Genomic DNA, 24,935 nt, shown 5'->3' with positions numbered 1-24,935 from the left:
TGAAATGAGCGGTTGAGCCCCGGCATGTCCCGTAGGCCCACCCTTGCCCCGCGCCGCCTGCTCTGGCACCTGTGCGCCCGTCCCAGCGAGGTCCTGCCCATGAAACATATCCTGCCGCTAGCTGCCGCCATGACGCTTGGTCTGTGTACTGCCGCATCCGCGCAGGACGGTCCGCTGCCCAAGGGCACCGCACTCAGGCCGCCCAAGGACGCCGGCGCGCAGCCTGACGTCCCGGTGCCGCTGATGCAGGCGATCACCAAGCGCCTCTCCGCCGACGACTTCGAGGGCCGCGCGCCCTCCACCGCGATCGAGCCCAAGGTGCTCGACTACATCATCGCGCAGTTCAAGGCGGCGGGGCTGCAGCCCGGTAACAAGGGCCAGTGGCTCCAGCCGGTGCCGACCGTCGAGCTGACCGGCGGCAACTATACGCCGCTGACGGTCTCCGGCCCGGGCAAACTCTCGTTCAAGCCGGGCGACGATTTCGTAGCCGCCAGTTACCGCGTGACACCGAAGACGCAGGTCAAGGACAGCGAGCTGGTCTTCGTCGGCTACGGCATCAACGCGCCGGAGCTGGGCTGGAACGACTACGCCGGGCTCGACATGAAGGGGAAGACGGCCGTCATCCTCGTCAACGACCCCGACTATGCGATGGAAAGCGAGGCCGGCCTCTTCAAGGGCCGCCGCATGACCTACTACGGGCGCTGGACCTACAAGTTCGAGGAAGCCGCGCGCCAGGGCGCCACCGCCGCGCTGATCGTGCACGACACCTTCTCCGCCGCCTATGGCTGGAAGGTCGTCAACTCGAGCTGGACCGGCGCGCAATATTCGGTTCAGAAGGCCAATGATGGCATGGACCAGACCGTCGCCAACGGCTGGGTGCAGAAGGGCGTCGCCGAGGCGATCCTCAAGGCCGCCGGCAAGGACCTTGCCAGTCTCACTGCCGCCGCCCAGAAAAAGGGCTTCAAGGCGGTCCCGCTCGGCCTCAAGGTCAGCTTCGGGTTCGACAATGCCATCCGCAAGTCGACCTCGAACAACGTCGTCGGCGTGCTGCCCGGCAAGACCCGGCCCGACGAAGTCGTGCTCTACAGTGCACATTGGGACCACCTGGGCCGCTGCACGCCGGACGCGACGGGCGACGACATCTGCAACGGCGCTGTCGATAACGCGGACGGCGTCGCGGTGCTGACCGGGATCGCCAAGATGAACGCCGAGGCCGGCCCCGCCGCGCGCAGTCAGGTCTTCGTGGCGCTGACGCTGGAGGAATCCGGGCTGCTCGGCTCGGAATACTACGGCGCCAACCCGATCTATCCGCTCGACCACACCGTCGGCGGCGTCAACATGGACGCGCTGCTGCCGACCGGGCCGTCGAAATCCTATACCTCGACCGGCGGCGACAAGTCGGAGCTGGGCGACCTCTACCTCGCCGCCCTCAAGGCACGGGGTCTCACCGACGTGCCCGAGGACCATCCCGAGCGGGGCGGCTACTACCGCTCGGACCACTTCAGCCTCGCCAAGCGCGGCGTGCCGATGTTCAACATCGAGCGCAGCGCCGACCTGGTGAACGGCGGCACGGAAGCGGGCGAAAAGGCCGCGCAGGACTATACCGACAACCGCTACCACGCCCCGGCCGACGAATATTCCGACGACTGGGACTGGACCGGCATCGCGCAGGACGCCGCGCTCTACTATGACCTCGGCCGCGAACTGGCGGAGGGCTCGATGTGGCCCAACTGGCGCCCGACCGACGAATTCCGCGCGATACGCGACAAGGCCTGCGCGGCTGCAACCAAGGGATGCAACTCCAAGTGACTTTCGCGCTCGCCGGCTTTTCACTGCCGCCCGAATGGCATCCGCAGGACTGGATCTGGATCGGCTTCCCGCACGATCCGGTCGAATGGCCGGGCTTCCTAGACATGGCGCAGGAGCAGATGGCGGCCTTCGCCAGCGCCGTTGCCGAAAGCGGGCAGGAAGTGCGCCTCCTCGTGCGCGACGAGGCGAACCGGGCGCGGGCATCCGAGCTGGTCTCGGACAAGGTCACGCTGGAGACGCGGCGCTACGGCGACGTCTGGCTGCGCGATACCGGGCCGCTCGTGACGATGGACCAGCACGGCGCGCGCAAGGCGATGCGCTTCGGCTTCAACGGCTGGGGCGGCAAGTACCTGATGGACGGCGACCAGGAGATCGGTGAGGAACTGGCCCGCGAGGCCGGGCTCGAGGTGGAACTGGCCGACTGGATCCTCGAGGGCGGCGCCCTTGACGGGGACGGCACGGGGCTGGTCGCGACGACCGGGCAGTGCCTGCTCAACCCCAATCGCAACCCGCACCTGACCCAGGCCGATCTCGAGATGCGCCTCGAGCGCGACCTCGGCTACGACCGCGTGCTGTGGCTGGGCGACGGCCTGATCAACGACCACACCGACGGCCATGTCGACAATCTCGCTCGCTTCGTGGCGCCGAACGTGTTGGCCTTGCCGCGCGCCACCGGCCACGACGACCCCAACGCCGCGATCTATGCCGACGCCAAGGCGCGGGCCGAGGCGATGGGCGTGACCGTCGCCGAAGTCCCTTCGCCGGGGCGCGTCGAAAGCGAGGGCGGGCGGATCGAGCCGGCCAGCTACATGAACTTCGCGATCACCTCGAAACTGGTCGTGGTGCCGACCTACGGCACCGCGCACGACGCGGAGGGCGTCGCCGCCATCGCCGCGCTGTTCCCGGACCGCGACACTGTGGGCGTCAGGGCAGATGCGGTGCTGGCGGGCGGCGGCTCGTTCCACTGCTCCAGCCAGCAGATGCCGTCGGTGGTCTGAGCCGGCGGGCTGTCCATTCCGCGAGAAATTTTCGATGGGCGCATTTACTCGCTCCCGCCTCCTTAACGCTTTGGAAACCAGCGGCGCCGCATGGTCGCTGCCATGGCTCGTATCGTCGCTCTTGCGAAGGCTCCGCTCAACCACCCCGCCGCAACGCTGCTGCGTCCGGTCATCGTGGGCGGCTGCGCTTTGGCGCTGATCCTGGCGCGCACCTCGCTCTCGTTCTGAGCGCATGCCCGTTCACCGGGCCGCAATATTTCCCCGTCATTTCAACGCGACAAGGTGCAGCATGGCCGCATCTTGTCTCCTTTGTTGCACTGCACACCGACACGCCGCATCGCAGCAAAGATTCGTCGCAAAGTGCTGATGCAATCGAAATCTGGTCACACCAATCTAGGGGCGACACCTGATTTTGGAGATCGACCATGCGCAGAATGACCGAAGTGGACCGCACCCGGCTTCGAGAATCGCTTACCGGCAACCTGCTGCTGCTGCTGTTCGGCTGCGGCGTCCTCGCGTTCCTGGTGGCGGCCGACCGCGTGAACTGGTTCTCGATCCGCCCCGCGACCGGAACTTCGATCGCAATGGCCCGTTCGACCGAAAAGCCCACTGAGAAGCCCGCGCACAGCTTCCAGGAAAAGCGCACGACCACCCTCGCGCAGCACCCCCGGCCGGAGACCGCGCTTCACCAATGATCGTCAGCAAGATACCAAGTCCCGCCCGGATCGTCCGGGAAATCTGGAAGCCGCTCACCGTCCTGTTCGTCTGGGACGTGATCGTGACCATCACGTACTACGTGCTGCCCTTCAAGGCGCCCGAACTGCCGGTGACGCTGTTCGGCACGGTGCTGGGCCTGTTTCTCGGCTTCCGCAGCAACTCGGCCTACCAGCGCTGGTGGGAAGGACGGGGCCTGTGGGGCCTGATGATCAACGCCAGCCGCAACATCGCCCGCTCGGCGCGCAACTTCATGCCCGATCCCGAGGCTTCGGACTACAAGCGGCGGATCGTCATGCGCCAGATCGCCTACGTCAACGCGCTGCGCTGCCAGCTGCGCCGCCTGCCGCCCGACGAAGAGGTGATCCGCCTGCTCCCGCAGCATGAGGCGGACCTCGCGCTCGAGCGCACCAACGTCGCCAACGGCATCCTCGACGGTACCGGCCGCCGCATCGACGAAGCGCGGCGCAACGGCTGGATCGACACCATCCAGCAGGCGCAGATGGAGGCCGTGCTGGTTGACATCGCCAACGCGCAGGGCGGCATGGAGCGGCTCAAGAACACGCCCTTGCCGTTCCAGTACCGCTTCCTGCCGATGCTGTTCACGCACCTGTTCTGCGTGCTGCTGCCGATCGGCCTCGTCGAGACGCTGCAGTTCGCGACGCCGCTGGGCTCGACCATCGCCGGGCTCATGTTCCTCGCGGTGCTGACCATCGGCGACGATCTGGTGGACCCCTTCGCCAACGACATCCACGACCTGCCGCTCAACGCGATGTGCCGCACGATCGAGATCGACCTGCTGCAGTCGATCGGCGAAAAAGCTCCCGAGCCGCTGGGGCCGGACAAGCACGGCGTGCTGTGGTAGGCTGACGGCTTCCAGCCCCACAGGAACTCAGCCGATGCGCTTTTCGAAAAAAGATCGCCAGGTCACCAGCACCGTCGTGCGCGTCGGCAAGAGCTTCAGCGCCGAGGTCCGCACCGACTTCAGCCCGGCGGGATTCGTCGGAGTGGGGATCATGGTGTCGACCATGCTGCTGAGCAGCGCGGTGATCGTGGCAGCCGCGCGGTGGCGTCGGCGGCGGGTGCCGGTGAAGCAGATCGAAGGGTAAGAGGCAGGGGAGCACAGCCCCCCGCGGTTCCAGGAGACACGTCGTTCCCGCCCTCGCGGGGCTGATGGAACAAGGGGCGTCTGAGATCGCTGTGCGCGCGGCGCCGGCTTAACTCAGGGTTTGGTTTCAGGCCTGCTCGGTCTTCGACGAGAACCAGATGACGTGCTTGGGCCCCTTGCCGTTGCTGCGGGCGTGGACCTTCACTTCGTCCACCGCGAGCCCGGCCTTCTCCAGCCGCCGCTTGAACGCCGGGTCCGCCCCGGCCGACCAGATCGCCAATACCCCGTCGGGCGTCAGCGCGCGTTTGGCGGCACGCAGGCCGACCTTGGAGTAGATGACGTTGTTGTCCTCGCGCACGAGTCCGTCCGGGCCGTTGTCGACGTCGAGCAGGATCGCGTCATAGTCGCCGTGGCCCTCGGCGATGACGTGGGCGACGTCGCCCATCACCAGCGTGACGCGCGGGTCTTCGAGGCAGCCCTGCATGACGTGCGCCATCGGGCCGCGCGCCCATTCGATGATCTCCGGCACCAGTTCGACCACGGTGACCTGCGCATCCTTCGGCAGAACCTTGAGCGCAGCGCGCAGGGTGAAGCCCATGCCGTAGCCGCCGATCAGGAAGTGCGGTCGCTTGGAGTTCCTGACGCGGTCGAACGACATCGTCGCCAGCGCCTCTTCCGAACCCCACTTGCGCGTGCTCATCAGTTCGTTGTGGCCGAGCACGATCATGAAGTCCTGGTCGTGCCGGAACAGCTCGAGCTTCCCGCCGTCGGGGATCCAGGCGGTGTCGAGGAGTTCGCGCTGGATCATGACCTGAGGTCCGGTGCGGTGGCTTCGGACTTCAGCAGCGCGATCGCCTCGTCCAGCGTCATCACCTTCTGGTGCTCGGCTCCCAGCGTGCGCAGCGCGACGGTGCCTTCCTCGGCCTCGCGCTTGCCGACGACCAGAAGGTGCGGGACCTTCTGGACCGAGTGCTCGCGCACCTTGTAGTTGATCTTCTCGTTGCGCACGTCGGTCTCGACGCGCACGCCGGCGGCGCGCAGCTTCGCGGTGACTTCGTGGGCATAGGCGTCGGCGTCGGAGACGATCGTCGCGACCACCGCCTGCACCGGGGCGAGCCAGACCGGCAGCTTGCCGGCGAAGTGCTCGATCAGGATACCGATGAAGCGCTCGTACGAACCAAAGATCGCGCGGTGCAGCATGACCGGGCGGTGCTTCTCGCCGTCCTCGCCGATGTAGCTGGCGTCGAGGCGCTCGGGCAGCACGCGGTCGGACTGGATCGTGCCGACCTGCCAGGTGCGGCCGATCGCGTCGGTCAGGTGCCATTCCAGCTTCGGCGCATAGAACGCGCCTTCGCCGGGGAGTTCCTCCCAGCCGTACTGCTCGGTGGCGAGCCCGGCCTTGACCACGGCGGCGCGCAGCTCGGATTCCGCCTTGTCCCACATCTCCTCGCTGCCGAAGCGCTTTTCGGGGCGCAGCGCGAGCTTGATCGAGTAGGTGAAGCCGAAGTCCTTGTAGACCCGGTCGGCCAGCGCGCAGAAGTCCTGCACTTCGGCGACGATCTGGTCCTCGCGGCAGAAGATATGCGCGTCGTCCTGGGTGAACTGGCGCACGCGCATCAGCCCGTGCAGCGCGCCGTGCGGCTCGTTGCGGTGGCAGCAGCCGTTCTCGTAGAGCCGCAGCGGCAGCTCGCGGTACGACTTCATGCCCTGGCGGAAGATCAGGACGTGCGCCGGACAGTTCATCGGCTTGAGCGCCATCCACTCGGCATCGTCCGAGATGATCGCGCCTTCGTCCTCGACGTTGGGCACTTCGTCGGGGATGACGAACATGTTCTCGCGGTACTTGCCCCAGTGGCCGGACTGCTCCCACTGGCGCGCGTCCATGACCTGCGGGGTCTTGACCTCGCGGTAGCCGGCGCCGTCGATGGCGCGGCGCATGTAGGCTTCCAGCTCGCGCCAGATCACGTAGCCCTTGGGGTGCCAGAACACCGAGCCGTGCGCTTCGGCCTGGAGGTGGAACAGGTCCATCTCGTTGCCGAGCTTGCGGTGGTCGCGCTTGGCGGCTTCCTCGAGGCGCGTCATGTGCGCGGCGAGCTGCTTCTTGTTGAGCCAGCCGGTGCCGTAGATGCGGCTGAGCATCGCGTTCTTCTGGTCGCCGCGCCAGTAAGCGCCCGAGACGCGCGTCAGCTTGAAGGCGGCAGGGTCCAGCTTGCCGGTCGAGGGCAGGTGGGGCCCGCGGCACATGTCGAGCCAGTCCTCGCCCGACCAGTAGACCGTCAGCGGTTCGTCGCCGGGGAGTTCGGCGGCCCATTCGGCCTTGAAGCTCTCGCCCTGCTGCTTCCAGCGGCTGATCAGCGTCTCGCGGTCCCAGACCTCACGGCGCAGCGGCTTGTCGGCGGCGATGATCCTGCGCATCTCCGCTTCGATCGCCGGCAGGTCGTCGTCGGTGAAGGGGCGGTCCTTCGGCGCGAAGTCGTAGTAGAAACCGTCGTCCGTCGAGGGACCGAAGGTGATCTGCGTGCCGGGGAACAGCGCCTGCACCGCTTCGGCGAGGATGTGCGCGAAGTCGTGGCGGGCGAGTTCGAGCGCCTCGGCCTCGTCGCGGCTGGTGACGAGGGCCAGCTGCGCATCGCCGGTGAAGGGCAGGTTCAGGTCGACCAGTTCGCCGTCGATGCGGGCTGCGAGCGCGGCCTTGGCGAGGCCGGGGCCGATCGCGGCGGCGACGTCTGCCGGGGTGGATCCCTCGGGCATCTCGCGGACCGAACCGTCGGGCAGGCTGATCTTGAACATCTCGGACATTCGGATTCTCTCGTTTTCCCGCGCCGTCGAACTTGGCAGGGCTTTGAGCGCGCCATGGCACAGGCGCGCCTCCGGGTGAAGCGTCGGCGTCGGGTGAAACGTTCGTTTCGGGAGAGTGACGCCGCCTCGCCCGAAGCCGGGCGACGGTGGCTCGCGCCTTCAGCGCGCGACCGACCGTGCCCGGACACGCCGGGTAGTCTCGGTTGTGGTCGGGGTGCGCAGGTGCATCATCGCCGGGTTATGTAGCGATTGCGGTGGCATGAGTCATCCCCTGTATGCAACCGTCGTCCCCGCGCAGGCGGGGACGACGGGCGATGTCAATGACGCTTGACTTATGGCACTCCGAATGACAATGGTACTTTACATCTTATCAAGGGAGCTTGATGCAATGGATAGTACACTTGTCTCACGACGCCCGGTCTGGCTCTGGGGTGCCGCCTTCTTCATCGGCATGTTCGGCACGGGCTTTCTGGCGCGCTGGTTCGACCTGCCGTCGATTCCCTCGGCGCTGGTGATGATCCCGCCGATGCTGCTCCTGATCCCCTTCGTGCGGGCGACCGAGCGGGCGCAGGCCGCGTGCGGGGCGCTATCGCCGGCCACGCAGCGGTACAACCGGCGCGGCTTGGCGTGGTCGTTCGCCTATGTGCTGCTGCTGTTCGTGGCCGTCGCGGGGAGCAGGGCGCTCGACGCCCATGGCCCGCTGCTGTGGCTGCTGGCGGTGTTGCCCGCCTTGCCGATCCTCTATCTGGTCTGGGCCATGGCGCGCTACCTCATCGAGGAGCAGGACGAATACCTGCGCATGAAGGTGGTGAACGCGGCGCTGTCGGCGACCGGGCTGCTGCTCGCCGTCGCGACGGTCTGGGGCTTCCTCGAGACGTTCGAACTCGTGCCACACGTGCCCAGCTGGGCGGCGGTGCCCGTCTGGGCGATCGGGCTAGCGCTCGGCACCTTCGTCAATCGCTGGAGCGAGAAGTGAAGAACCGCCTCAAGGTGCTGCGCGCCGAGCGAGGCTGGAGCCAGCAGGACCTTGCCGAGCGGCTGGAGGTCTCGCGCCAGAGCGTCAACGCGATCGAGACCGGGCGCTACGACCCGTCGCTGCCGCTCGCCTTCCGTATCGCCGACCTTTTTGGTATGGCGATCGAGGATATCTTCCAGAGGGGCGAGTGATGACGGCCGGACCCGATCGGCGCAGGACGGCAGTGGCAATCGGCACCTCCATCGCGATCGCGGTGGGCGTGGCCGTCGCGCTCGGTGTTTTCGCCGGCGCGCGCCATGACCGCGAGCCCCGCGTCGAGACGAGCCTGGGCGAGTTCCCGGTCGAGGGCAGGATCGTCCTGCGGGTGCTGGGTCCGACCCTCTACTGAAGGTTCAGTGCAGCGTCGGGCGCACCGTGCCGCGATCGCCTAGCCGGCCCAGCGCGGTCATCGCCAGCCAGCCCGCGGTCATGCAGACCCACGGCATCACCGGGTAGTGGAAGCGCGACTGGCCCGAGAACACCACGCAGATCAGCGTTGGATAAAGCGCGATCCCGTAGGGCAACAGCCACCAGCCTATCCAGCGCTGTCCGTCGCGCCGCCGCCGCGCGATCATCACGAAGAAGGCGGCGGCGAAAGCCAGCATCAGCAGCGCGTAATAGCCCTGGTTGAGCACGCGCACGGCGCGGTAGACCAGCTCGAAGCGTTCGTAGCCGGGCGCGCCGCCCTGGTAGGCCCACTCCGCCTCGCCGTCTGGCAGCCACAGCCGCATCAGCTTCCTGGGCGCGAGCTTCAGGAAGCGGTCGGGATGTTCAGTGATCCACGCCATCCCGAGCCGCCGCGCCTCGGCGTCGCGCGTCACTTCGTCGAGGCCGGGGCGGGCCATCAGTTCCTTCACCACCGGGGCGTCGGGGGTGTAGTCACCCGTCGCGGTGTCGTGGTTGCCGGTCAGCAGCGTGTAGCCGCCATTGGTCGACACCGCGACCCAGTGGCCGAGCTGCATGTGGTTGCGGATCGTCCACGGAGCGACCGTCAGCGCGGCGATGGCGAGGACCAGCAGCCCGTCACCCACGAGGCGCGGCAGGCGCTTCCAGACCTGACCCATGCGCAGCCAGTCGATCGCGAACAGCAGCGGCACCACCACCAGCGTCTGCGCCTTGACCAGAGTCGCGATGCCGAAAAGCACGCCCGCGCTGACCAGTTGCCAGCGGTTGGTGCGGGTCACCACCACCCAGCACCCGGCCATCAGCACGGCGGTGTAGAACACCTCGGTCAGCGCGAGGGGCAGGTAGCCGATCGCGTTGGGATAGACCGCCAGCAACAGCAGCCCGGCGCGAGCGGCGCCCTCCGAGCCGAACAGCCGCCGCCCCAGCGCCAGCGTCGCCACCCCGATCAGCATCGAACTCACGAGGTTGAACAGGCCGAGCGCCACCAGCGAGGTGCCGAACTGCGCGAAGACGAGGCTGAGCGCAATCGGCCAGCCCGCTGGCCAGAACGCTGTCGGCTCGCCGAAATTGTCGAGGTAGCCCTGTCCCGCCGCAAGGCTCGCCGCGCGCAGGTAATACCATTCGGCGTCCGAGGTCGGCGCGACGTCGATCAGCAGCACCGCGGCGCGCAGGGCGAAGTAGAGCGCCCAGATGCCCAGCAGCACCGACTTGTCGGTCGCGAACCACTCGAGCCGCAACGCGAGGCGCGAGGGACGGGACGGGAAATGGATGACCTTGGCGCTCATGGGTGTCCTTTAGGCGAGCAGGCTTAAGATCGCATTATCTGCGGATGGTCCAGCGACTTGTGCCGCCCGCACTTGCAGCACGACAAGCAAGTCTTTGCCTCTCCGCGCTTGCCTTGGGCTCTGCGCGTTCCCACTAACGGGGCATGACATCGACGCGCTTCCTCGACCTCTCGGACGGTCGCTCCATCGCCTATCGCTTCACGCCGGGGACCGGCCCGGTGATCGTGTTCCTGCCCGGTTACATGTCCGACATGACCGGCTCCAAGGCCACCGCGCTGTTCGAGATGGCCCGTGCCAGCGGCTTGCCCTGCCTGCTGTTCGACTACTCCGGCTGCGGCGAGAGCCCCGGCTCCTTCGGCGAAGGCACCCTGACGCGCTGGACGCAGGAAGTCCTTGCCCTCGTCGCCGCGCTGGAGACCGACGAGAAGGTCGTGCTGGTCGGCTCGTCGATGGGCGGCTGGGTCATGTTGCTCGCCGGCCTCGCGCTGGGCGAGCGGCTCGCCGGCCTCGTCGGCGTGGCCCCCGCGCCGGACTTCACCGACTGGGGCATCCCGCAGATGGACAAGGCCCTGCTCGCGGACGGTGAGACGCTGCTGGAGGACAACCCCTACGGGCCCGAGCCGACCCCCACCCACCCCGGCTTCTGGGCCGACGGACAGGCCAACCTCCTGCTCGAAGGCCCGATCGCGATCGACGCGCCGGTGCGCCTGCTCCACGGCCAGCGCGATGCGGACGTGCCGTTCGACATCTCCCTGCAACTGGCAGAGCGCCTGCGTTCAGCCGATGTGCAGGTAACGCTGATCAAGGACGGTGACCACCGCCTCTCGCGCGAAGGCGACATCCAGCTGCTCCTCCGCACGGTTGCCGAACTCGTCCTCCCCCGCGCGACGCAGGTCCCCTCGGAGTCCTGACAATGTCCCTGCTGCCTCTCCTGCTTCCGATCATGGCCCAGGTCGGCCCGGCTTCCACCCTGCCGAGCAACGCCAGCCCCTATGCGTCCTCGCTGCCGATCGAGATCATCGAGAAGAAGCAGACCGAGGCCGCGCGCCGTGCCCGCGAAGCGCAGGTCGTTGCGCTGCCAAGCGGCAAGGGCGGGGCGAGCGGCAGCGGCTGCATGAGCGCCGTCGAGGCAAATCCGGAGCGCTCGGCCGAACTGGCCCGCAGTGCGCTGGACGATGCGATCGGGCGCGAGCGCGTGCGGGCCGGGCTATGCCTGGGCGCCGCCCTCAGCACCCTCGACCGCTGTGACGAGGCGCGCGCCGCCTTCGTGACCGCCCGCGATGCCGCCGACGTCACCGATCACGCCAGCCGCGCCCGCCTCGGCGCGATGGCGGGCAATGCCGCGCTCGCCGCCGGGCAGCCGGGACAGGCGCTCGGCCTGCTCGGACCAGCGGCGACCGACGCCAAGATCCTCGCCGACGCCGACCTCACCGCCTTGATCGCGCTCGACCGCGCCCGCGCGCTGGTCGCCGTGAAGCAACCCGGGGAGGCCGCCTCCGCCCTCGCTGAAGCGCGCGCCGTGCAGCCCGGCAATGCGCAGGCCTGGCTGCTCTCGGCCACGCTCTCGCGCCGCGAGAACAACCTGGCACAGGCCCAGACCCAGATCGAGAAAGCCGCAAGCCTTGCCCCGCAGGACGCCGAGATCGGCCTGGAGGCGGGCGTCATAGCCATGCTCGCAGGCAACGAGGATGCGGCGCGGCGCAGCTGGAACTCGGTCCTCGCGGCCGGTGTCGGCAGCGATGCGGCGGTCACCGCCAAGCAATATCTTTCCCAGCTCGGGCCGGAGTCCCCCCAGACCCCGGCCAAGGCAAAATAAGGCCACGCCATGATCCCGCTTTCCGTCCTCGATCTCGTCACCGTCCGCGAAGGCGGCACCGTCGCCCAGGCGCTCGACATCTCCGTCGCCACCGCGCAGGCGGCCGAGCGCGCCGGCTACAAGCGCTACTGGGTGGCTGAGCACCACGGCATGGACGGGATCGCGGGCGGCGCCACTTCGGTGGTCCTCGCGCACCTCGGCAACCAGACTTCGACGATCCGCATCGGCTCGGGCGGGATCATGCTGCCCAACCACACACCCTACGTGATCGCCGAGCAGTTCGGCACGCTCGCGGCGCTGTTCCCGGGGCGCGTCGACCTCGGTCTCGGCCGGGCGCCGGGCGCGGACGGACGGCTGGCACAGGCGCTGCGCAAGGACATCCACGCCGCCGCCGAGCGCTTCCCCAACGATGTCGTCGAACTCCAGGCGCGCTTCGCCGGGCAGGCGGCGGGCGGCGTGCCTTCGCCGCAGGCGGCGGGCGCCGACGTCGAGATGTGGATCCTGGGCTCCAGCCTGTTCGGCGCGCAGCTCGCGGCGATGCTGGGCATGCCCTACGCCTTCGCCTCGCACTTCGCCCCCGCCGCGCTGGACGAGGCCGCCAAGGTCTACCGCGAGCGGTTCCAGCCTTCCGAAACGCTGAAGCAGCCGCACTTCATGGCCGCTATCAACGTCGTCGCCGCTCCGACCGACGAGGAGGCGCTCTACCTCGCCTCGTCCACCGACCAGAGCTTCGTGGCGCTGCGCACCGGGAACCCGGGCCGGCTGCTGCCGCCGGTCCGCAACTATCGCGAGACGCTGCCCGGCTCGGCGCGGGCGATGCTGGAGCAGGTCCGCTCGGTCAGCGCCGTCGGCAGTCCCGAGACGGTCCGCGCGGGAATCGAGGAATTCGTGGCCCGCACGCAGGCGGACGAACTCATCGTCAGCATCGCCACTTATGACCCGGCGGCGCAGGTCCGCTCGATCGAACTGACGATGGAAGCGCTGGGACAGGCACCGGCGTTGACTTAAGACGATCCCGGCAGCCGTCGTCTTCGCCTTCGCAGGGACGACGGCTGCATCGGCCTAGTCTTTCCGCCAGCGTCACGCGACGCTGCCTCGATTATCGCAACATCCTGTCCTCTGGCCCATTGACCGCGCGGCGAAATTGCGGAACTCACCCCGGCCATGGAAACATCAGACGTCGTCATCGTGGGAGCGGGGCATGGCGGAGCGCAGTGCGCGATCGCCCTTCGCCAGAACGGGTTCACCGGAACCATCACCGTTATCGGCCGTGAGGCGGAATATCCCTATGAGCGGCCGCCGCTCTCCAAGGAATACTTCGCGCGCGAGAAGACCTTCGACCGCCTCTACATCCGCCCGCCGACGTTCTGGGCCGAGAAGGAGGTCACCTTCAAGCTGAGCACCGAGGTGACGAAAGTCGACGCCAAGGCGAAGGAACTGACGCTCTCGAACGGCGCGACGCTCGCCTATGGCAAGCTCGTCTGGGCCACCGGCGGCGATCCGCGCCGGTTGTCGTGCGGCGGCGCGGACCTCGCCGGTGTCCACGCCGTGCGCACCCGCGAGGACTGCGACACGCTGATGGCCGAGGTCGATGCGGGGACGAAGAACATCGTCGTCATCGGCGGCGGCTATATCGGGCTCGAGGCAGCGGCTGTGCTGTCCAAGCTCAAGCTCAACGTCACCCTGCTCGAAGCGCTGCCCCGCGTGCTGGCGCGCGTCGCGGGCGAGGAGCTCTCGGCGTTCTACCAGAAGGAACACCGCGACCACGGCGTCGACCTGCGCACCGGCGTCGCGGTCGATTGCCTGGTCGGCGACAGCCACCGCGTCACCGGCGTCAAGCTGGCGGACGGCGAGGTCATCCCGGCCGAGGCGGTGATCGTCGGCATCGGCATCGTGCCCGCCGTCGGCCCGCTGATCCTGGCCGGCGCGAGCTGCGCCAACGGGGTCGACGTGGATGAGTTCTGCCGTACCTCGCTGCCCGACATCTACGCCATCGGCGACTGCGCCGCCTTCGCCTGCGACTATGCCGGCGGCACCGTGATGCGCGTCGAATCGGTGCAGAACGCCAACGACATGGCCACCTGCGTCGCCAAGGCCATCTGCGGCGACGAGAAGCCGTACAAGGCGTTCCCGTGGTTCTGGTCGAACCAGTATGACCTGCGCCTCCAGACCGCAGGCATCAACATGGGCTTCGACAGGACCATCGTCCGCGGCGATGTCGATGGCCGCAGCTTCTCGGTGATCTACCTCAAGGAAGGCCGCGTCGTGGCGCTCGACTGCGTCAACGCGGTCAAGGACTACGTGCAGGGCCGAAAGCTGGTGGAAGCGGGCATCTCGCCTGACCCGGCGGTGCTGGCCGATGCCGGGACTCCGCTCAAGGAGCTGATGTAAGGATCAAGCCTCCCTGTCGGCAAGCGACGGGGAGGATTTGAGTTTTGCCTTCGCCCACTCGGCCGCTTCGGCGACTACAGGGTCGTCGTCCCTCAGCAGCGGTTCGACCTGCGCCATCAGCGCGATCCTGCCGCTGTTGCCCGCCGCATAGAGACAGTTGCGCACGAACCGATTGCGCCCGATCCGCTTGATCGGACTGCCCGAGAACAGCGCCCGGAACCCCGCATCGTCCAGCGTCAGCAGGTCCGCCAGATCGGGCGCCGTCAGCTCGGCGCGCGGGAGGAAAGCCTTGATGGTGTGCGCGGCCTCGGCGAACTTGTTCCATGGACACACCGCCAGGCAGTCGTCGCAGCCGTAGATGCGATTGCCCAGCCCTTCGCGCAGGTCGTCCGGCACCGGGCCCTTGTGCTCGATGGTGAGGTAGCTGACGCAGCGCCGCGCATCGAGGCGATAGGGCGCCGGGAAGGCGTTCGTCGGGCAGGCGTCCTGGCAGGCGGTGCAGGACCCGCACGAATCGCGCCCCGCCGCCGAGGGCTCGAACGCCAGCGTCGTGTAGATTTCGCCGAGGAACAGCCACGATCCATGCTCGCGGCTGACGACGTTGGTGTGCTTGCCCTGCCAGCCGAGCCCGGCGGCGGCGGCGAGGGGCTTTTCCATGACCGGCGCGGTATCGGTGAAGACTTTGACGCCGACATCCTCGAGCCCGCGCTTCGGCCCCTGCTCGACGATCCAGCGGGCAAGGTGCTTGAGCGCCTTCTTGACGACGTCGTGGTAGTCCGCCCCCTGCGCATAAGTCGAAATGCGACCTATCTCCGGTTCGCCCGCGAGTCGCAGCGGATCGGCGGTTGGGGCATAGCTCATGCCCAGCGCGATCACGCTGCGCGCCTCGGGCCACAGCCCCTGCGGACTGCGGCGGTGGTGCGCGCGCTCCTCCATCCAGCCCATGGTCCCGTGCATCCCCGCCGCGAGCCAGGCATCGAGCCGTGCGGCGCGGTCGTCGTCACCGGCGGCAGACGCGATTCCGAATGCGCAGAAGCCCAACCCGCGCGCTTCTGCCTCCAGATCCGTCGCAAATGCCCTTAGCTCGCCCTTAACCGGACCCAAGCTATGGTCTACGCTGGTGTATGAGCCGGGGGACGTCATGGATGCGCAAGTAGGAGATCCGAGGTTGACCGGCAATGCGCATGAGGGCGCGCGGTTCGATGGGCCCTGGGCAATCGAGGCGCGTGGACTGGTCAAGCGGTTCGAGGGCGTCACCGCCGTGGGCGGCGTCGACCTGTCGGTTCCGACGGGTTCGGTCTACGGCATCCTCGGCCCCAACGGCGCGGGCAAGACCACGACGCTGCGCATGATGCTGGGCATCATCGACCCCGATTCGGGCTATCGCCGGATCCTCGGCGCCGAACGCCCGCACGACGTTGCCCACGCCATCGGCTACCTGCCGGAGGAGCGCGGCCTCTACCCCTCCATGAAGGCGACAGAGGCGATCGCCTTCCTCGGCGCGCTGCGCGGGCTGCCGCTCAAGGAAGGACGGCGCCGCGCGCACGAACTGCTCGAACGGCACGGCCTCGGCTATGCCGCCGACCGCCAGATACGTCAGCTTTCCAAGGGCATGGCGCAGCAGGTGCAGATCCTCGGCACCCTCGTCCACCGTCCGCGCCTCGTGGTGTTCGACGAGCCGTTCTCCGGCCTCGACGCGCTCAACCAGGGCAAGCTGGAAGCGATGATGCGCGGCTTGGCGGCAGACGGCACCACGGTCATCTTCTCCACCCACGTCATCGCCCATGCCGAGCGGCTGTGCGACGAAGTGGCGATCATTGCCGGAGGCAAAGTGCCCTTCGCCGGCCCGGTCGACGTCGCGCGGGATCGCATTCCCCCGCAGGTCCGCCTCGAAACCCGCGCGATCGATGGCCCCTGGCGCGCCGCGCTGCCTGCCGATGCGTGCCATGAAGGTCGGTTCTGGCACTTCCCGCTGCCTGCCACCGGGATCGAGCCGCTGCTGCGCGCCTTGATAGAGGGTGAGGCGGGCATCCTCTCGCTCTCGATCGAACGGGCGGGCCTGCACGACGCCTTCGTCGCCATCGCCGGGGAAGCCGCCGCACGCGCCCTCGAAGAGGAAAAGCCCGAGGAGCTGCGCCGATGATCTCCGATTCGCATGGGGCGCCCCACGGCGGCCGCCTCTCGACCCTCGCCGCCGCCTGGGTCGTCGCCCGGCGCGACTTCACCGCGATCCTGTTTTCGCGCACGTTCTTCTTCTTCCTGCTCGGCCCGCTGTTTCCGGTGATCGTCGGCGCGCTGGCGGGCAGCGTGGGGGGCAGCGTGGAGCGCAGCTCCGACAGGGCCGAGGTTGGGGTGCTCATGGCGGGCGCCGATGCCGACGCCGTGCTGCGCGCCCGCGACGCGCTGGCCGACCGGCTGGGACAGGACCTGCCCGGCCTTGTCGTACTGCAGCGCCTCGCGCCGGGCGAGCGCGCCGACCCGGCGGCGGCAATGGCCGGGAAGCAGGCCAACATCGCCGCCGTGCTCTCGGGAACCCCCTCCGCGCCCGTCCTCACCGGTCCGCGGGGCCAGATCGAGGCGTGGCGCGGCGACATCGCGATGATCGCCGCACAGGCCGAGCAAGGCGCGCTGCGGCCCTGGCCGCAAGTCCATCTCGAAACGACGGCGAGCAGCCAGGTGAGCGAGCGAAAGAGCCGCCGGGGAACGGCGCAAGCGGCGCAGACGCTGCTGTTCCTGCTCACGATGATGCTGGCCGGCATGGTGCTGTCCAACCTCGTCGAGGAGAAGGGCAACAAGATCATCGAGGTCCTCGCCGCAGCGATCCCGATGGAGGCGGTATTCTATGGCAAGCTCTTCGCGATGCTCGGTGTCTCGCTCGTCGGCATCGCCGTCTGGGCTGGGGTTGGCACGGGGTTTTACCTCGTCGCGGGATCAGCCCTTCCGCTGCCGAGCCCGGCCGTCGGCTGGCCGCTGCTGATCGGGCTGGGCGTGCTCTACTTCTCGATGGCCTACCTGCTGCTGGGTTCGGTGTTCCTTTCCATCGGTTCGCTCGCGGCGACCGTGCGCGAGGTGCAGACGCTCTCGATGCCGGTGACCATGATGCAGCTGCTGCTGTTCTTCTTCGCGACTTACGCCATGACCCAGCCGGGCAGTGCGATCGAAGTGGCGGCGGCGCTGTTCCCGTTCAGCTCGCCCTTCACGATGCTGGCGCGCGCGGCGCAGGATGCCTCGATCCTGCCCCACGTCGCGGCGCTGGCGTGGCAGGCGCTTTGGGTCGTGCTTCTGGTTCGGCTGGGCTCGGGCCTGTTCCGTAGCCGGGTGATGAAGTCGGGCGCGCAGGGACGCGGCGGCAAACGCCGGTTCACGCGGCGCGCTCGGGAGGGCGCCTAGCCGGCGATCTGCGTCCATGCGACCGATTCGTCGCATGCGATTGAAACGCCGCACGAAATCGCCACCTAGGATTCGGCGAGAGGCCAAGGAGGCGACTGACCCATGATACCATCGACCACCCGCCGGAACGTGCTGGCATGGCTCGGTGCGGGCGCGGCGCTGCCGGTGCTGGCAGCGTGCGGCGGCATTGCCGAGGCGAAAGTCTATCCCGTGACCTATTCCGATGAGGAATGGCGCCGCCGCCTCACCGCCGATCAGTACCGGATACTTCGCCAGCAGAGCACCGAGCGGCCCTATTCCTCGCCGCTCAACGCCGAGCATCGCGCCGGGACCTTCCTCTGCGCGGCGGACGGCAATCCGCTTTATGCCTCGAAGACCAAGTTCGAGAGCGGCACTGGCTGGCCCAGTTTCTGGAAGCCGCTGCCCGGCGCCATCGGCACCTCGCGCGACACCAGCCTCGGCATGGGGCGTACCGAAGTGCACTGTGCGCGTTGCGGCGGTCACCTCGGCCACGTCTTCGACGACGGCCCGCCGCCCACCGGCAAGCGCTATTGCATGAACGGCGCGGCGATGAAGTTCCGCCCGGCCTGAGCGGGGGCGTTCAGGCGATCGCGCTGGCCGTGACGGCCAGCGTCTGCTGCATCCGGAACGTGCGGACGGCCAGTTCCTCAAGCCCCATCAGCTGGCGGAAGACGAGGCCGTAGGAGGGCTGCCGGCGCCAGCACACGGTCGCTTCGAACTGCGGCAGTTCCTCCGCCTCGATCCGCAGCTGCTGGCCGAGCGCGAGATGGCGCTCGCTCTCGATGCACGCTCCTTGGCGTGAAAGGTCGCGCACCCGCACGGTCGAGGTTTCTCCGGCCACCGTGATGCGCGCGGGGTAATCGATGGCGATGCGGATCGGCCGCTTGGGATAGGGGCCAGCTTCGGCGATGAAACGCTGTACGTCGATGGGCCGGATGAAGCGGAAGCCCGCTTCGCCTTCGTGTTCCCATACCTGGTCGAGGGGAATGCGCTCTCCGGTCGCGCCTTCGAGGGCCAGCCCGTCGATCCCCGCGAGCGAATGGAACAGGCGCAGTTTGGCGCCGGTCTCGGACACGTCGCGCACGATGCACAAGTATTCGCCCTGCGGCCCGACGAGCTTTGCGGCGCGTAACAGCAGCGCGAAGCGCGGCGTGGCGCGCAGGTCTTCCGGATTGTGGCTGCCCAAGGTCTGGACGTTACCGGCGGACCGGCGGTCCGGAAAAGTCATCGCTACCCCCTCGATACGCGCCCTTGGCAATGACCGGAGAGGCCAGGCACGATCGTGCGGCGCGCGCACGGGCGGGTACCGGCTTATTAATACCGATTCGCAAGTTACCTATTTGTAAACGCAATCGTTTGAGCCGGCCCGATACTGCAAATAAATATGCAATATTGGGCGCTGAGGACTTTGGTGCGGGCGGCGGGACTCGAACCCGCACTGGAATCCCAAGCGGATTTTAAGTCCGCAGCGTCTACCATTCCGCCACGCCCGCACATGGCCGGGGCCTAAGGTCAGGGCTCCTAGCCTTGGGCCCCCGGCAAAGCAATCCGGCCGCGCCTGCATGGCGCTAGTCTCCGCCGCCGTCCCCCCCGCCATCGGAGCAGTCCCCGCCGGAAGACCAGCCGTCGTCCGAGTCGCCCCACGAGCTATCGCCCCCGTCGCCGGGCGAGGATCCGCCACTGCGGCGCGGCGCGGCGCGCGACTGTGCCATGGCCGAAATGACGACACCGAACAGGCACGCGCAGGCTGCGGCAGGCAGAACGCTGCCGAACAGCAGGTGGCCGAGCATGGCCCCCGCCGCCCCGCCGAAAAGAAAGGCCAGCACGGCCGTCCGCGCCTTTACTCGACGTTGAGGCGGGCGCGCATTTCCTTGCCGGGCTTGAAGTAGGGCACGCGCTTTTCCGGCACGTCGACGCTTTCGCCGGTGCGCGGGTTACGGCCCTTGCGGCCGTCGCGGTGGCGGGTGGAGAAGGCGCCGAAGCCGCGCAGTTCGACGCGGCCCCCGTCGGCGAGGCGCTGGGCGATCTCGTCGAAGAAGGTGTCTACCGCGCGCTCCACGTCCTCGGCGCGCAGCTCCGGATTGTCCTTGGCGAGCACCTGCAGCAACTCGGACCTGATCATCGCGCCAATTCCCCCAGAAAAAATCCACAAACCGTGGCGGAACATAAAATTACGCGCCGCCGGGCTTCCGCCGCGCGAGAAAATGCCATCGCCGGCGGCTTCGCGCAATGGGCCGTATTACGAGCCAGAAATGATGCGACTGCGAAGACCGTTCCGGTGCCTTCGATCCGGTGCGCCCCATTTACAGCGGCAAATTGCCCGCTAACCTCGCCCCTTTCGCCCGCAAGCCGAATTTCGCGGCGGCGGCGGGCGCGGGTCGAATAACAGGGCGCCAGGACAGGAGCGGCATGAAGGACATCGCACTTTGGAACGAGGGTGACTGGATCGCGGCCATCGGCGCCGTAGTCCTCTTCGCCGTGCTCGCGATCGGCGGCTTCATCGCCACGCGCAAGAGCGAAGAATTCGTCGGCCACCCGCGCGGCCTGTTCGTGCTGTTCTACGCCGAGATGTGGGAGCGTTTCTCCTACTACGGCATGCGCGCGCTGCTGATCCTGTACCTGACCAAGTTCTGGCTGTTCTCCGACGGGCCGTCCAACCTGATCTACGGGGCCTATACCAGCCTCGTCTACATTACCCCGGTGCTCGGCGGCTATCTCGCCGACCGCTGGCTGGGGCAGCGCAAGGCGGTGCTGTTCGGGGGCATCGTGCTCGCGCTCGGCCACCTGTTCATGGCCTACGAGGGCATGCAGGGGCTCACCGACCCGGCGCTAAAGCAGGCGGACCCGGCGATAAACGTGTTCTGGTTCGCACTGGCGCTCATCATCGTCGGCTCGGGCTTCCTCAAGGCCAACATCGCGGTCATCGTCGGCCAGCTCTACAAGATGACCGACACCCGCCGCGACGCCGCCTACACGGTATTCTACATGGGCGTGAACACCGGCGCGGCGCTCGGCACGATCCTCGTCGGCTACCTCGGCGAGACGATCGGCTGGTCGTGGGGCTTCGGCCTCGCCGGCATCGGCATGCTGCTGGGCCTCGTCATCTTCGTGGTCGGCCGGCCGGCGCTGCGCGGCCGGGGCGAGCCGCCCAAGCCGCTGGCGAAAAAGAACGAACTCGCGCTCTACGGCACCGGGCTCGCGGCGGTGGTGGTGATCTGGCTGCTGATCCAGTACGTCGACGTGATCCAGAACCTGCTGATCGTCTCGGGCGTGGCGATGCTGGGCTACACGTTATACGAAGCCTTCAAGCTGCCCAAGGAAGCGCGCGAGCGCATCTTCGCGATCATCTTCCTCGTCGCGCTCAACCCGATCTTCTGGGGCCTGTTCGAGCAGGCGGGCGGTTCGCTGAGCCTCTATACCGACAAGTTCGTCGATCGCGGCGGGGTGCCGACCAGCCTGTTCCAGTCGATCAACCCGATCTACATCGTCATCTTCGGCCCGATCTTCGCGGCGCTGTGGCAGTACCTGGGCCGCAAGGGGCTGGAGCCTTCCGCCCCCGCCAAGTTCGCGCTGGCGCTGGCGCAGGTGGGGCTCGGCTTCCTCGTCTTCGTGTGGGGCGCTGGCACCGGCGATCCGGCGGTGATGACCTCGGTGCTGTTCGTGTTCCTGATCTATGCCCTCCACACCACCGGCGAGCTGTGCCTCTCGCCCGTTGGGCTCTCGGCGATGACGCGGCTTTCGCCGCTGCACCTGGGCAGCTTCATCATGGGGGCCTGGTACTACATGACGGCGGTGGGCAACTTCGTCGCCGGCAAGATCGGCGAGGCCACCGGGGGCGAGGGCGGCGCGATGGACAAGCAGCTGACGCTCGACATCTATTCGAAGATCGGCTGGATCACACTCGGCGTCTCCGTGGTGGTGCTGGCGCTTTCGCCGCTGGTGAAGCGCTGGATGCACCTCGACACTCTGGGCGACCGGGCGAGCGACCACGATCTCGCCGGCGAGGCCGCGTTCGGGCTCGACGCGGGCGAAGCCGGCTTCCATCCGGGCAAGCGCGCCGACTGATATTTCGGAAGACGGCCTGTTCCCGGGGTCGCCCGGGGCGGGCGACCAACAGGGGGACACGGTCATGAGGGTATCGACCGCGATGCAGCGCTGGACGTCGCTGCTGGCGCTTGGCGGGGCGCTGGTGCTGGGGGCGCAGGCCGCCGACGCAAAGAAGAAGGACAAGGAGGCGGCGCCCTCGGGCACGCCTTATGCCTCCACCTACAAGCCCTATCCGGGCCGGCCGACCGCGCTGGTCGGCGCCGTCGTCTATGATGGCCGGGGCGGCCGGATCGACAATGGCACCGTCTTGTTCGAGGGCGGGAAGGTGGTCGCCATCGGCGGCGCCGACCTCGCCGTGCCATCGGGCTACGACAGGGTCGATGGCAAGGGCAAGTTCGTCACCCCCGGCGTGATCGACATCCACTCGCACCTCGGCGTCTATCCCAGCCCCGGCGTCGATGCCAATTCGGACGGCAACGAGGCGACCTCGCCGACCACGCCCGACGTCTGGGCCGAACATTCGGTCTGGCCGCAGGACCCGGGCTTCACCCGCGCGCTGGTCAATGGCGGGGTGACCTCGCTGCAGATCCTGCCGGGCTCCGCCAACCTGATGGGCGGGCGGGCGGTGACGCTCAAGAACGTCTCCAGCCGCACCGTGCAGGGCATGAAGTTCCCCGGCGCGCCCTATTCGCTCAAGATGGCCTGCGGCGAGAATCCCAAGCGCGTCTACGGCGAGAAGGGCACCAAGCCCTCGACCCGGATGGGCAACTTCTCGGTCAACCGCCAGGCCTGGATCGACGCGAAGAAGTACAGGGACGGCGACCATGCCGAGCGCGACCTCGGCAAGGACACGCTCGAAGGCGTGCTCAAGGGCGAGATCCTCGTCCAGAATCACTGCTACCGCGCCGACGAGATGGCGCTCGTCCTCGATATGGCCAAGGAGATGGGCTACAAGGTCACCGCCTTCCACCACGCGGTCGAGGCGTACAAGATCGGCGACCTGCTCAAGGCCAACGATGTCTGCGCCGCGATCTGGGCGGACTGGTACGGCTTCAAGATGGAGGCCTACGACGGCATCCCCGAGAACGCCGCGCTGCTCGCCAAGCAGGGCGCCTGCGTGGTCATCCACTCCGACGACGAGAACGGCATCCAGCGGCTCAACCAGGCCGCCGCGAAGGCGCAGGCCGCGGGCAGGCGCATCGGCGTCGACGTGCCGGACGCGCAGGTGGTCGGCTGGTTCACCTACAATGCCGCCAAGGCCATGGGCATCGGCGAGAGGACCGGCAGCCTCGAGAGCGGCAAGATGGCCGACGTGGTGCTGTGGAACGGCAACCCGCTGTCGATCTACTCGCGCCCCGAGAAGGTCTGGGTCGACGGCGCGCTGATGTACGATGCCGACGATCCCAAGCGAAAGCCGGTGAGCGACTTCGAACTCGGCCAGCCCGGTGAAGGAGACGTGAAGTGAGCCGCCGCCTGATCCTCGCCGTGCTGCTTGGCGCCGCTCCGCTCCCTGCCTTCGCGCAGGACTTCGCCATCACCAATGCGACCGTCGCGATCGGCGACGGAGGCGCGCCTGTCGAGCATGGCACCGTGGTCGTGCGCGCGGGCAAGGTTGTCGCCGCAGGGGCCGGCATCGCGGTGCCGGCCGGTGTCCAGACCGTCGACGGCACCGGCAAGTGGGTGACGCCGGGGCTGTTTTCGGCCGTCACCGACCTCGGCCTCTGGGATGTCGGCGCGGTCGAGGAAAGCAACGACCTCGAGGCCGACAAGTCGCCCTTCAACGCCGCCCTCGACGTGGTGCCGGCGCTCAACCCCTCGAGCGAGCACATCGCCGTCAGCCGCGAGGGCGGGGTCACCCGCGCCAGCGTCACGCCGGTCAACGGAGGTTCCATCTTCGCCGGGCAGGGCGCGGTGATCGACCTCGGAGCCGATGCATCGCTGGTCATGAAGCCGCGCGCGTTCCAGTACGTCGAACTGGGCGAGGCAGGCGGGCGGCTCGCCGGCGGCAGCCGCGTCGCGGCGCATACCGCACTGCGCAACGCCCTGCGCGAGGCGCGCGAGGTCGCGGCGCTCGCCCCGGCGGCGCAGCGGCAGGGCGACGTCCTGCTTACCCGCGCCGACGCGCTGGCGCTGGCCAAGGTGGTGGACGGCACGCAGGCGCTCTACGTCGGGGTGGAACGGGCCGCGGACATCCGCAGCGTGCTGGCGCTCAAGGGCGAGTTCCCGAAGCTCGACCTCGTCCTTGTCGGCGCCACCGAGGGCTGGCTCGTCGCCCCGGAAATCGCCGCGGCGAGGGTGCCGGTCATCACCATGCCGATGCGCGACCTGCCCGCCAGCTTCGAGACGCTGGCGGCGACCATGTCGAACGTCGGGCGGCTGAAGAAGGCGGGGGTGAAGGTCGCGATCGGCATGTTCTCCGGCTCGGACCAGCCGCGCTATGCGCCGCAGCAGGCGGGCAACCTCGTCGCCCTGACAAAGATCCCCGGCGCCGCCGGCCTCAGCTGGGGCGAGGCGCTGGCGGCCATCACCTCGGTCCCCGCCGAGATCAGCGGGTTCGGAGGAAAGGCGGGCGTGCTGGCTCCGGGCGCGGTGGGCGACGTGGTGCTGTGGGACGGCGATCCGCTGGAAGTATCCTCGGCCCCGGTCGAGGTGTGGATCGACGGCGTGAAGCAGCCGCTCGGCAACCACCAGAGCCGGCTTCGCGAACGCTACAAGGACCTCGACGAGACGTATCAGCCCAAGGCCTACGACTGGTAGGGGCGCCGGTCCTCCCTGTTGCGCGGCGATGGGGAGGATCGGGTTGGTCTACCGGTCCGTGCTTTCGCCCTTCCTCGCCTGGCCATGGAGGCGACCCTGCCTCGTCGGTGCGATCGCAATGACGACGGGGTGTGGGAAGGGTGCGCGGGACGCGCGAAAACGCCCGCTGGCGAATGCGGGCCTGACGCCGTAAAACGAGCGCGGGGCAGACATCGGGTCGGCGCTGGAGGCACCCATGCTAAAGGGTGCGAGGACTCCACTTTGGTTATGCCTTGCGAGCGAGCGCCGGGTAGAGGCATGGTTCAGCCCGGCTTGACCTGAGTTCCATAGATCGGTGCTTCGCTGCGATGGGGTCCGCGTCGAGCACAGGCGAGGGGAC

At 68.1% G+C, this 24,935-nt stretch carries 26 protein-coding genes and 1 tRNA gene; 19 read left to right on the top strand and 8 right to left on the bottom strand.

Annotated features, from left to right (window positions below):
• Positions 1–99 precede the first annotated feature (99 nt).
• The 6 genes from PMI02_RS16675 to PMI02_RS16655 all read left to right on the top strand — a co-directional run bounded on the left by PMI02_RS16675 (position 100) and on the right by PMI02_RS16655 (position 4,630).
• Complete coding sequence (locus tag PMI02_RS16675) at positions 100–1,809, top strand: M28 family metallopeptidase (RefSeq protein WP_007684957.1); 1,710 nt, start codon at positions 100–102, stop codon at positions 1,807–1,809.
• A complete protein-coding gene (locus tag PMI02_RS16670) occupies positions 1,794–2,807 on the top strand; it encodes an agmatine deiminase family protein (RefSeq protein ID WP_007684955.1) in 1,014 nt (337 codons plus the stop codon). Before PMI02_RS16675 ends, PMI02_RS16670 begins: the two co-directional genes overlap by 16 nt.
• A gap of 102 nt (positions 2,808–2,909) precedes the next feature.
• The gene (locus tag PMI02_RS28200; protein ID WP_255348716.1) at positions 2,910–3,035 is read left to right on the top strand and encodes a hypothetical protein; all 126 of its coding nucleotides are present in this window, start codon (positions 2,910–2,912) and stop codon (positions 3,033–3,035) included.
• A gap of 197 nt (positions 3,036–3,232) precedes the next feature.
• Positions 3,233–3,502 (top strand): hypothetical protein, encoded by a 270-nt coding sequence (locus PMI02_RS16665; protein WP_007684951.1) that lies wholly within the window; start codon positions 3,233–3,235, stop codon positions 3,500–3,502.
• Complete coding sequence (locus PMI02_RS16660; RefSeq protein ID WP_007684949.1) at positions 3,499–4,386, top strand: bestrophin family protein; 888 nt, start codon at positions 3,499–3,501, stop codon at positions 4,384–4,386. Before PMI02_RS16665 ends, PMI02_RS16660 begins: the two co-directional genes overlap by 4 nt.
• A 34-nt stretch (positions 4,387–4,420) precedes the next feature.
• The gene (locus PMI02_RS16655) at positions 4,421–4,630 is read left to right on the top strand and encodes a hypothetical protein (RefSeq protein ID WP_007684947.1); all 210 of its coding nucleotides are present in this window, start codon (positions 4,421–4,423) and stop codon (positions 4,628–4,630) included.
• A gap of 126 nt (positions 4,631–4,756) precedes the next feature.
• On the opposite strand, the gene PMI02_RS16650 is transcribed toward PMI02_RS16655, so the two are convergent.
• Together PMI02_RS16650 and thrS are read right to left on the bottom strand one after the other, a co-directional pair.
• On the bottom strand, positions 4,757–5,437 hold the full coding sequence (locus tag PMI02_RS16650) for a spermidine synthase (protein WP_007684945.1): 681 nt from the start codon (positions 5,435–5,437) through the stop codon (positions 4,757–4,759).
• A complete protein-coding gene (gene thrS, locus PMI02_RS16645; RefSeq protein WP_007684943.1) occupies positions 5,434–7,428 on the bottom strand; it encodes a threonine--tRNA ligase in 1,995 nt (664 codons plus the stop codon). The genes PMI02_RS16650 and thrS overlap by 4 nt, the downstream gene beginning before the upstream one ends.
• Positions 7,429–7,816: 388 nt before the next feature.
• On the opposite strand from thrS, the gene PMI02_RS16640 reads away from it, so the two are divergent.
• Genes PMI02_RS16640 through PMI02_RS16630 form a run of 3 tightly spaced genes read left to right on the top strand, consistent with a single transcriptional unit; the run spans position 7,817 to position 8,792 of the window.
• Positions 7,817–8,404: a hypothetical protein gene (locus PMI02_RS16640; RefSeq protein WP_007684941.1), complete on the top strand. Its 588-nt coding sequence runs from the start codon at positions 7,817–7,819 to the stop codon at positions 8,402–8,404.
• Positions 8,401–8,595 (top strand): helix-turn-helix transcriptional regulator, encoded by a 195-nt coding sequence (locus tag PMI02_RS16635; RefSeq protein ID WP_007684939.1) that lies wholly within the window; start codon positions 8,401–8,403, stop codon positions 8,593–8,595. Before PMI02_RS16640 ends, PMI02_RS16635 begins: the two co-directional genes overlap by 4 nt.
• The gene (locus PMI02_RS16630; protein ID WP_007684937.1) at positions 8,595–8,792 is read left to right on the top strand and encodes a hypothetical protein; all 198 of its coding nucleotides are present in this window, start codon (positions 8,595–8,597) and stop codon (positions 8,790–8,792) included. The genes PMI02_RS16635 and PMI02_RS16630 overlap by 1 nt, the downstream gene beginning before the upstream one ends.
• 4 nt (positions 8,793–8,796) lie before the next feature.
• Here the strand turns inward: PMI02_RS16630 and PMI02_RS16625 are convergent, their stop codons facing one another.
• Positions 8,797–10,134 (bottom strand): glycosyltransferase family 39 protein, encoded by a 1,338-nt coding sequence (locus tag PMI02_RS16625; RefSeq protein ID WP_007684935.1) that lies wholly within the window; start codon positions 10,132–10,134, stop codon positions 8,797–8,799.
• A gap of 143 nt (positions 10,135–10,277) precedes the next feature.
• On the opposite strand from PMI02_RS16625, the gene PMI02_RS16620 reads away from it, so the two are divergent.
• From PMI02_RS16620 to PMI02_RS16605, 4 genes are all read left to right on the top strand, one after another.
• Positions 10,278–11,045 carry an alpha/beta fold hydrolase gene (locus tag PMI02_RS16620; RefSeq protein ID WP_007684933.1) on the top strand — a complete coding sequence of 256 codons (768 nt, stop codon included), beginning with the start codon at positions 10,278–10,280 and terminating at the stop codon, positions 11,043–11,045.
• A gap of 2 nt (positions 11,046–11,047) precedes the next feature.
• The gene (locus PMI02_RS16615) at positions 11,048–11,950 is read left to right on the top strand and encodes a hypothetical protein (RefSeq protein ID WP_007684931.1); all 903 of its coding nucleotides are present in this window, start codon (positions 11,048–11,050) and stop codon (positions 11,948–11,950) included.
• Between the two features lie 9 nt (positions 11,951–11,959).
• Positions 11,960–12,958, top strand: coding sequence for an LLM class flavin-dependent oxidoreductase (locus tag PMI02_RS16610; protein WP_007684929.1), 999 nt, complete (start codon positions 11,960–11,962; stop codon positions 12,956–12,958).
• 156 nt (positions 12,959–13,114) lie between these two features.
• Positions 13,115–14,341 carry an NAD(P)/FAD-dependent oxidoreductase gene (locus tag PMI02_RS16605; protein ID WP_007684928.1) on the top strand — a complete coding sequence of 409 codons (1,227 nt, stop codon included), beginning with the start codon at positions 13,115–13,117 and terminating at the stop codon, positions 14,339–14,341.
• 3 nt (positions 14,342–14,344) lie between these two features.
• Here the strand turns inward: PMI02_RS16605 and queG are convergent, their stop codons facing one another.
• The gene (gene queG, locus PMI02_RS16600) at positions 14,345–15,484 is read right to left on the bottom strand and encodes a tRNA epoxyqueuosine(34) reductase QueG (protein ID WP_007684927.1); all 1,140 of its coding nucleotides are present in this window, start codon (positions 15,482–15,484) and stop codon (positions 14,345–14,347) included.
• Here queG and PMI02_RS16595 point away from each other — a divergent pair.
• From PMI02_RS16595 to msrB, 3 genes are all read left to right on the top strand, one after another.
• Positions 15,483–16,484, top strand: a complete 1,002-nt coding sequence (locus PMI02_RS16595; RefSeq protein ID WP_036504261.1) for an ABC transporter ATP-binding protein — start codon at positions 15,483–15,485, stop codon at positions 16,482–16,484. The two genes, queG and PMI02_RS16595, sit on opposite strands and share 2 nt — an antisense overlap.
• Entirely contained in the window at positions 16,481–17,731 is a 1,251-nt protein-coding gene (locus PMI02_RS16590; RefSeq protein ID WP_007684925.1) for an ABC transporter permease, read from the top strand. The genes PMI02_RS16595 and PMI02_RS16590 overlap by 4 nt, the downstream gene beginning before the upstream one ends.
• Positions 17,732–17,833: 102 nt before the next feature.
• A complete protein-coding gene (msrB, locus tag PMI02_RS16585; protein WP_007684924.1) occupies positions 17,834–18,322 on the top strand; it encodes a peptide-methionine (R)-S-oxide reductase MsrB in 489 nt (162 codons plus the stop codon).
• A gap of 10 nt (positions 18,323–18,332) precedes the next feature.
• Here the strand turns inward: msrB and PMI02_RS16580 are convergent, their stop codons facing one another.
• The 4 genes from PMI02_RS16580 to PMI02_RS16565 form a co-directional block, all read right to left on the bottom strand.
• Positions 18,333–18,980, bottom strand: a complete 648-nt coding sequence (locus PMI02_RS16580) for a PilZ domain-containing protein (protein ID WP_007684923.1) — start codon at positions 18,978–18,980, stop codon at positions 18,333–18,335.
• Between the two features lie 181 nt (positions 18,981–19,161).
• Positions 19,162–19,245 (bottom strand) — tRNA-Leu (locus PMI02_RS16575).
• Between the two features lie 75 nt (positions 19,246–19,320).
• Complete coding sequence (locus PMI02_RS16570; protein WP_007684922.1) at positions 19,321–19,578, bottom strand: hypothetical protein; 258 nt, start codon at positions 19,576–19,578, stop codon at positions 19,321–19,323.
• A gap of 14 nt (positions 19,579–19,592) precedes the next feature.
• Positions 19,593–19,874, bottom strand: coding sequence for an integration host factor subunit beta (locus PMI02_RS16565; RefSeq protein WP_007684921.1), 282 nt, complete (start codon positions 19,872–19,874; stop codon positions 19,593–19,595).
• Between the two features lie 287 nt (positions 19,875–20,161).
• Between PMI02_RS16565 and PMI02_RS16560 the strand changes: the two genes are divergently transcribed.
• From PMI02_RS16560 to PMI02_RS16550, 3 genes are all read left to right on the top strand, one after another.
• Positions 20,162–21,817 carry a peptide MFS transporter gene (locus tag PMI02_RS16560; protein WP_007684918.1) on the top strand — a complete coding sequence of 552 codons (1,656 nt, stop codon included), beginning with the start codon at positions 20,162–20,164 and terminating at the stop codon, positions 21,815–21,817.
• 64 nt (positions 21,818–21,881) lie between these two features.
• Positions 21,882–23,264, top strand: coding sequence for an amidohydrolase (locus tag PMI02_RS16555; protein WP_007684917.1), 1,383 nt, complete (start codon positions 21,882–21,884; stop codon positions 23,262–23,264).
• Positions 23,261–24,556 carry an amidohydrolase family protein gene (locus PMI02_RS16550; RefSeq protein ID WP_007684915.1) on the top strand — a complete coding sequence of 432 codons (1,296 nt, stop codon included), beginning with the start codon at positions 23,261–23,263 and terminating at the stop codon, positions 24,554–24,556. The genes PMI02_RS16555 and PMI02_RS16550 overlap by 4 nt, the downstream gene beginning before the upstream one ends.
• Positions 24,557–24,935 lie beyond the last annotated feature (379 nt).

Origin of the sequence: Novosphingobium sp. AP12 (assembly GCF_000281975.1) — a bacterium.
GTDB lineage: Bacteria > Pseudomonadota > Alphaproteobacteria > Sphingomonadales > Sphingomonadaceae > Novosphingobium.
This window is presented reverse-complemented; position numbering and strand designations above follow the sequence as displayed.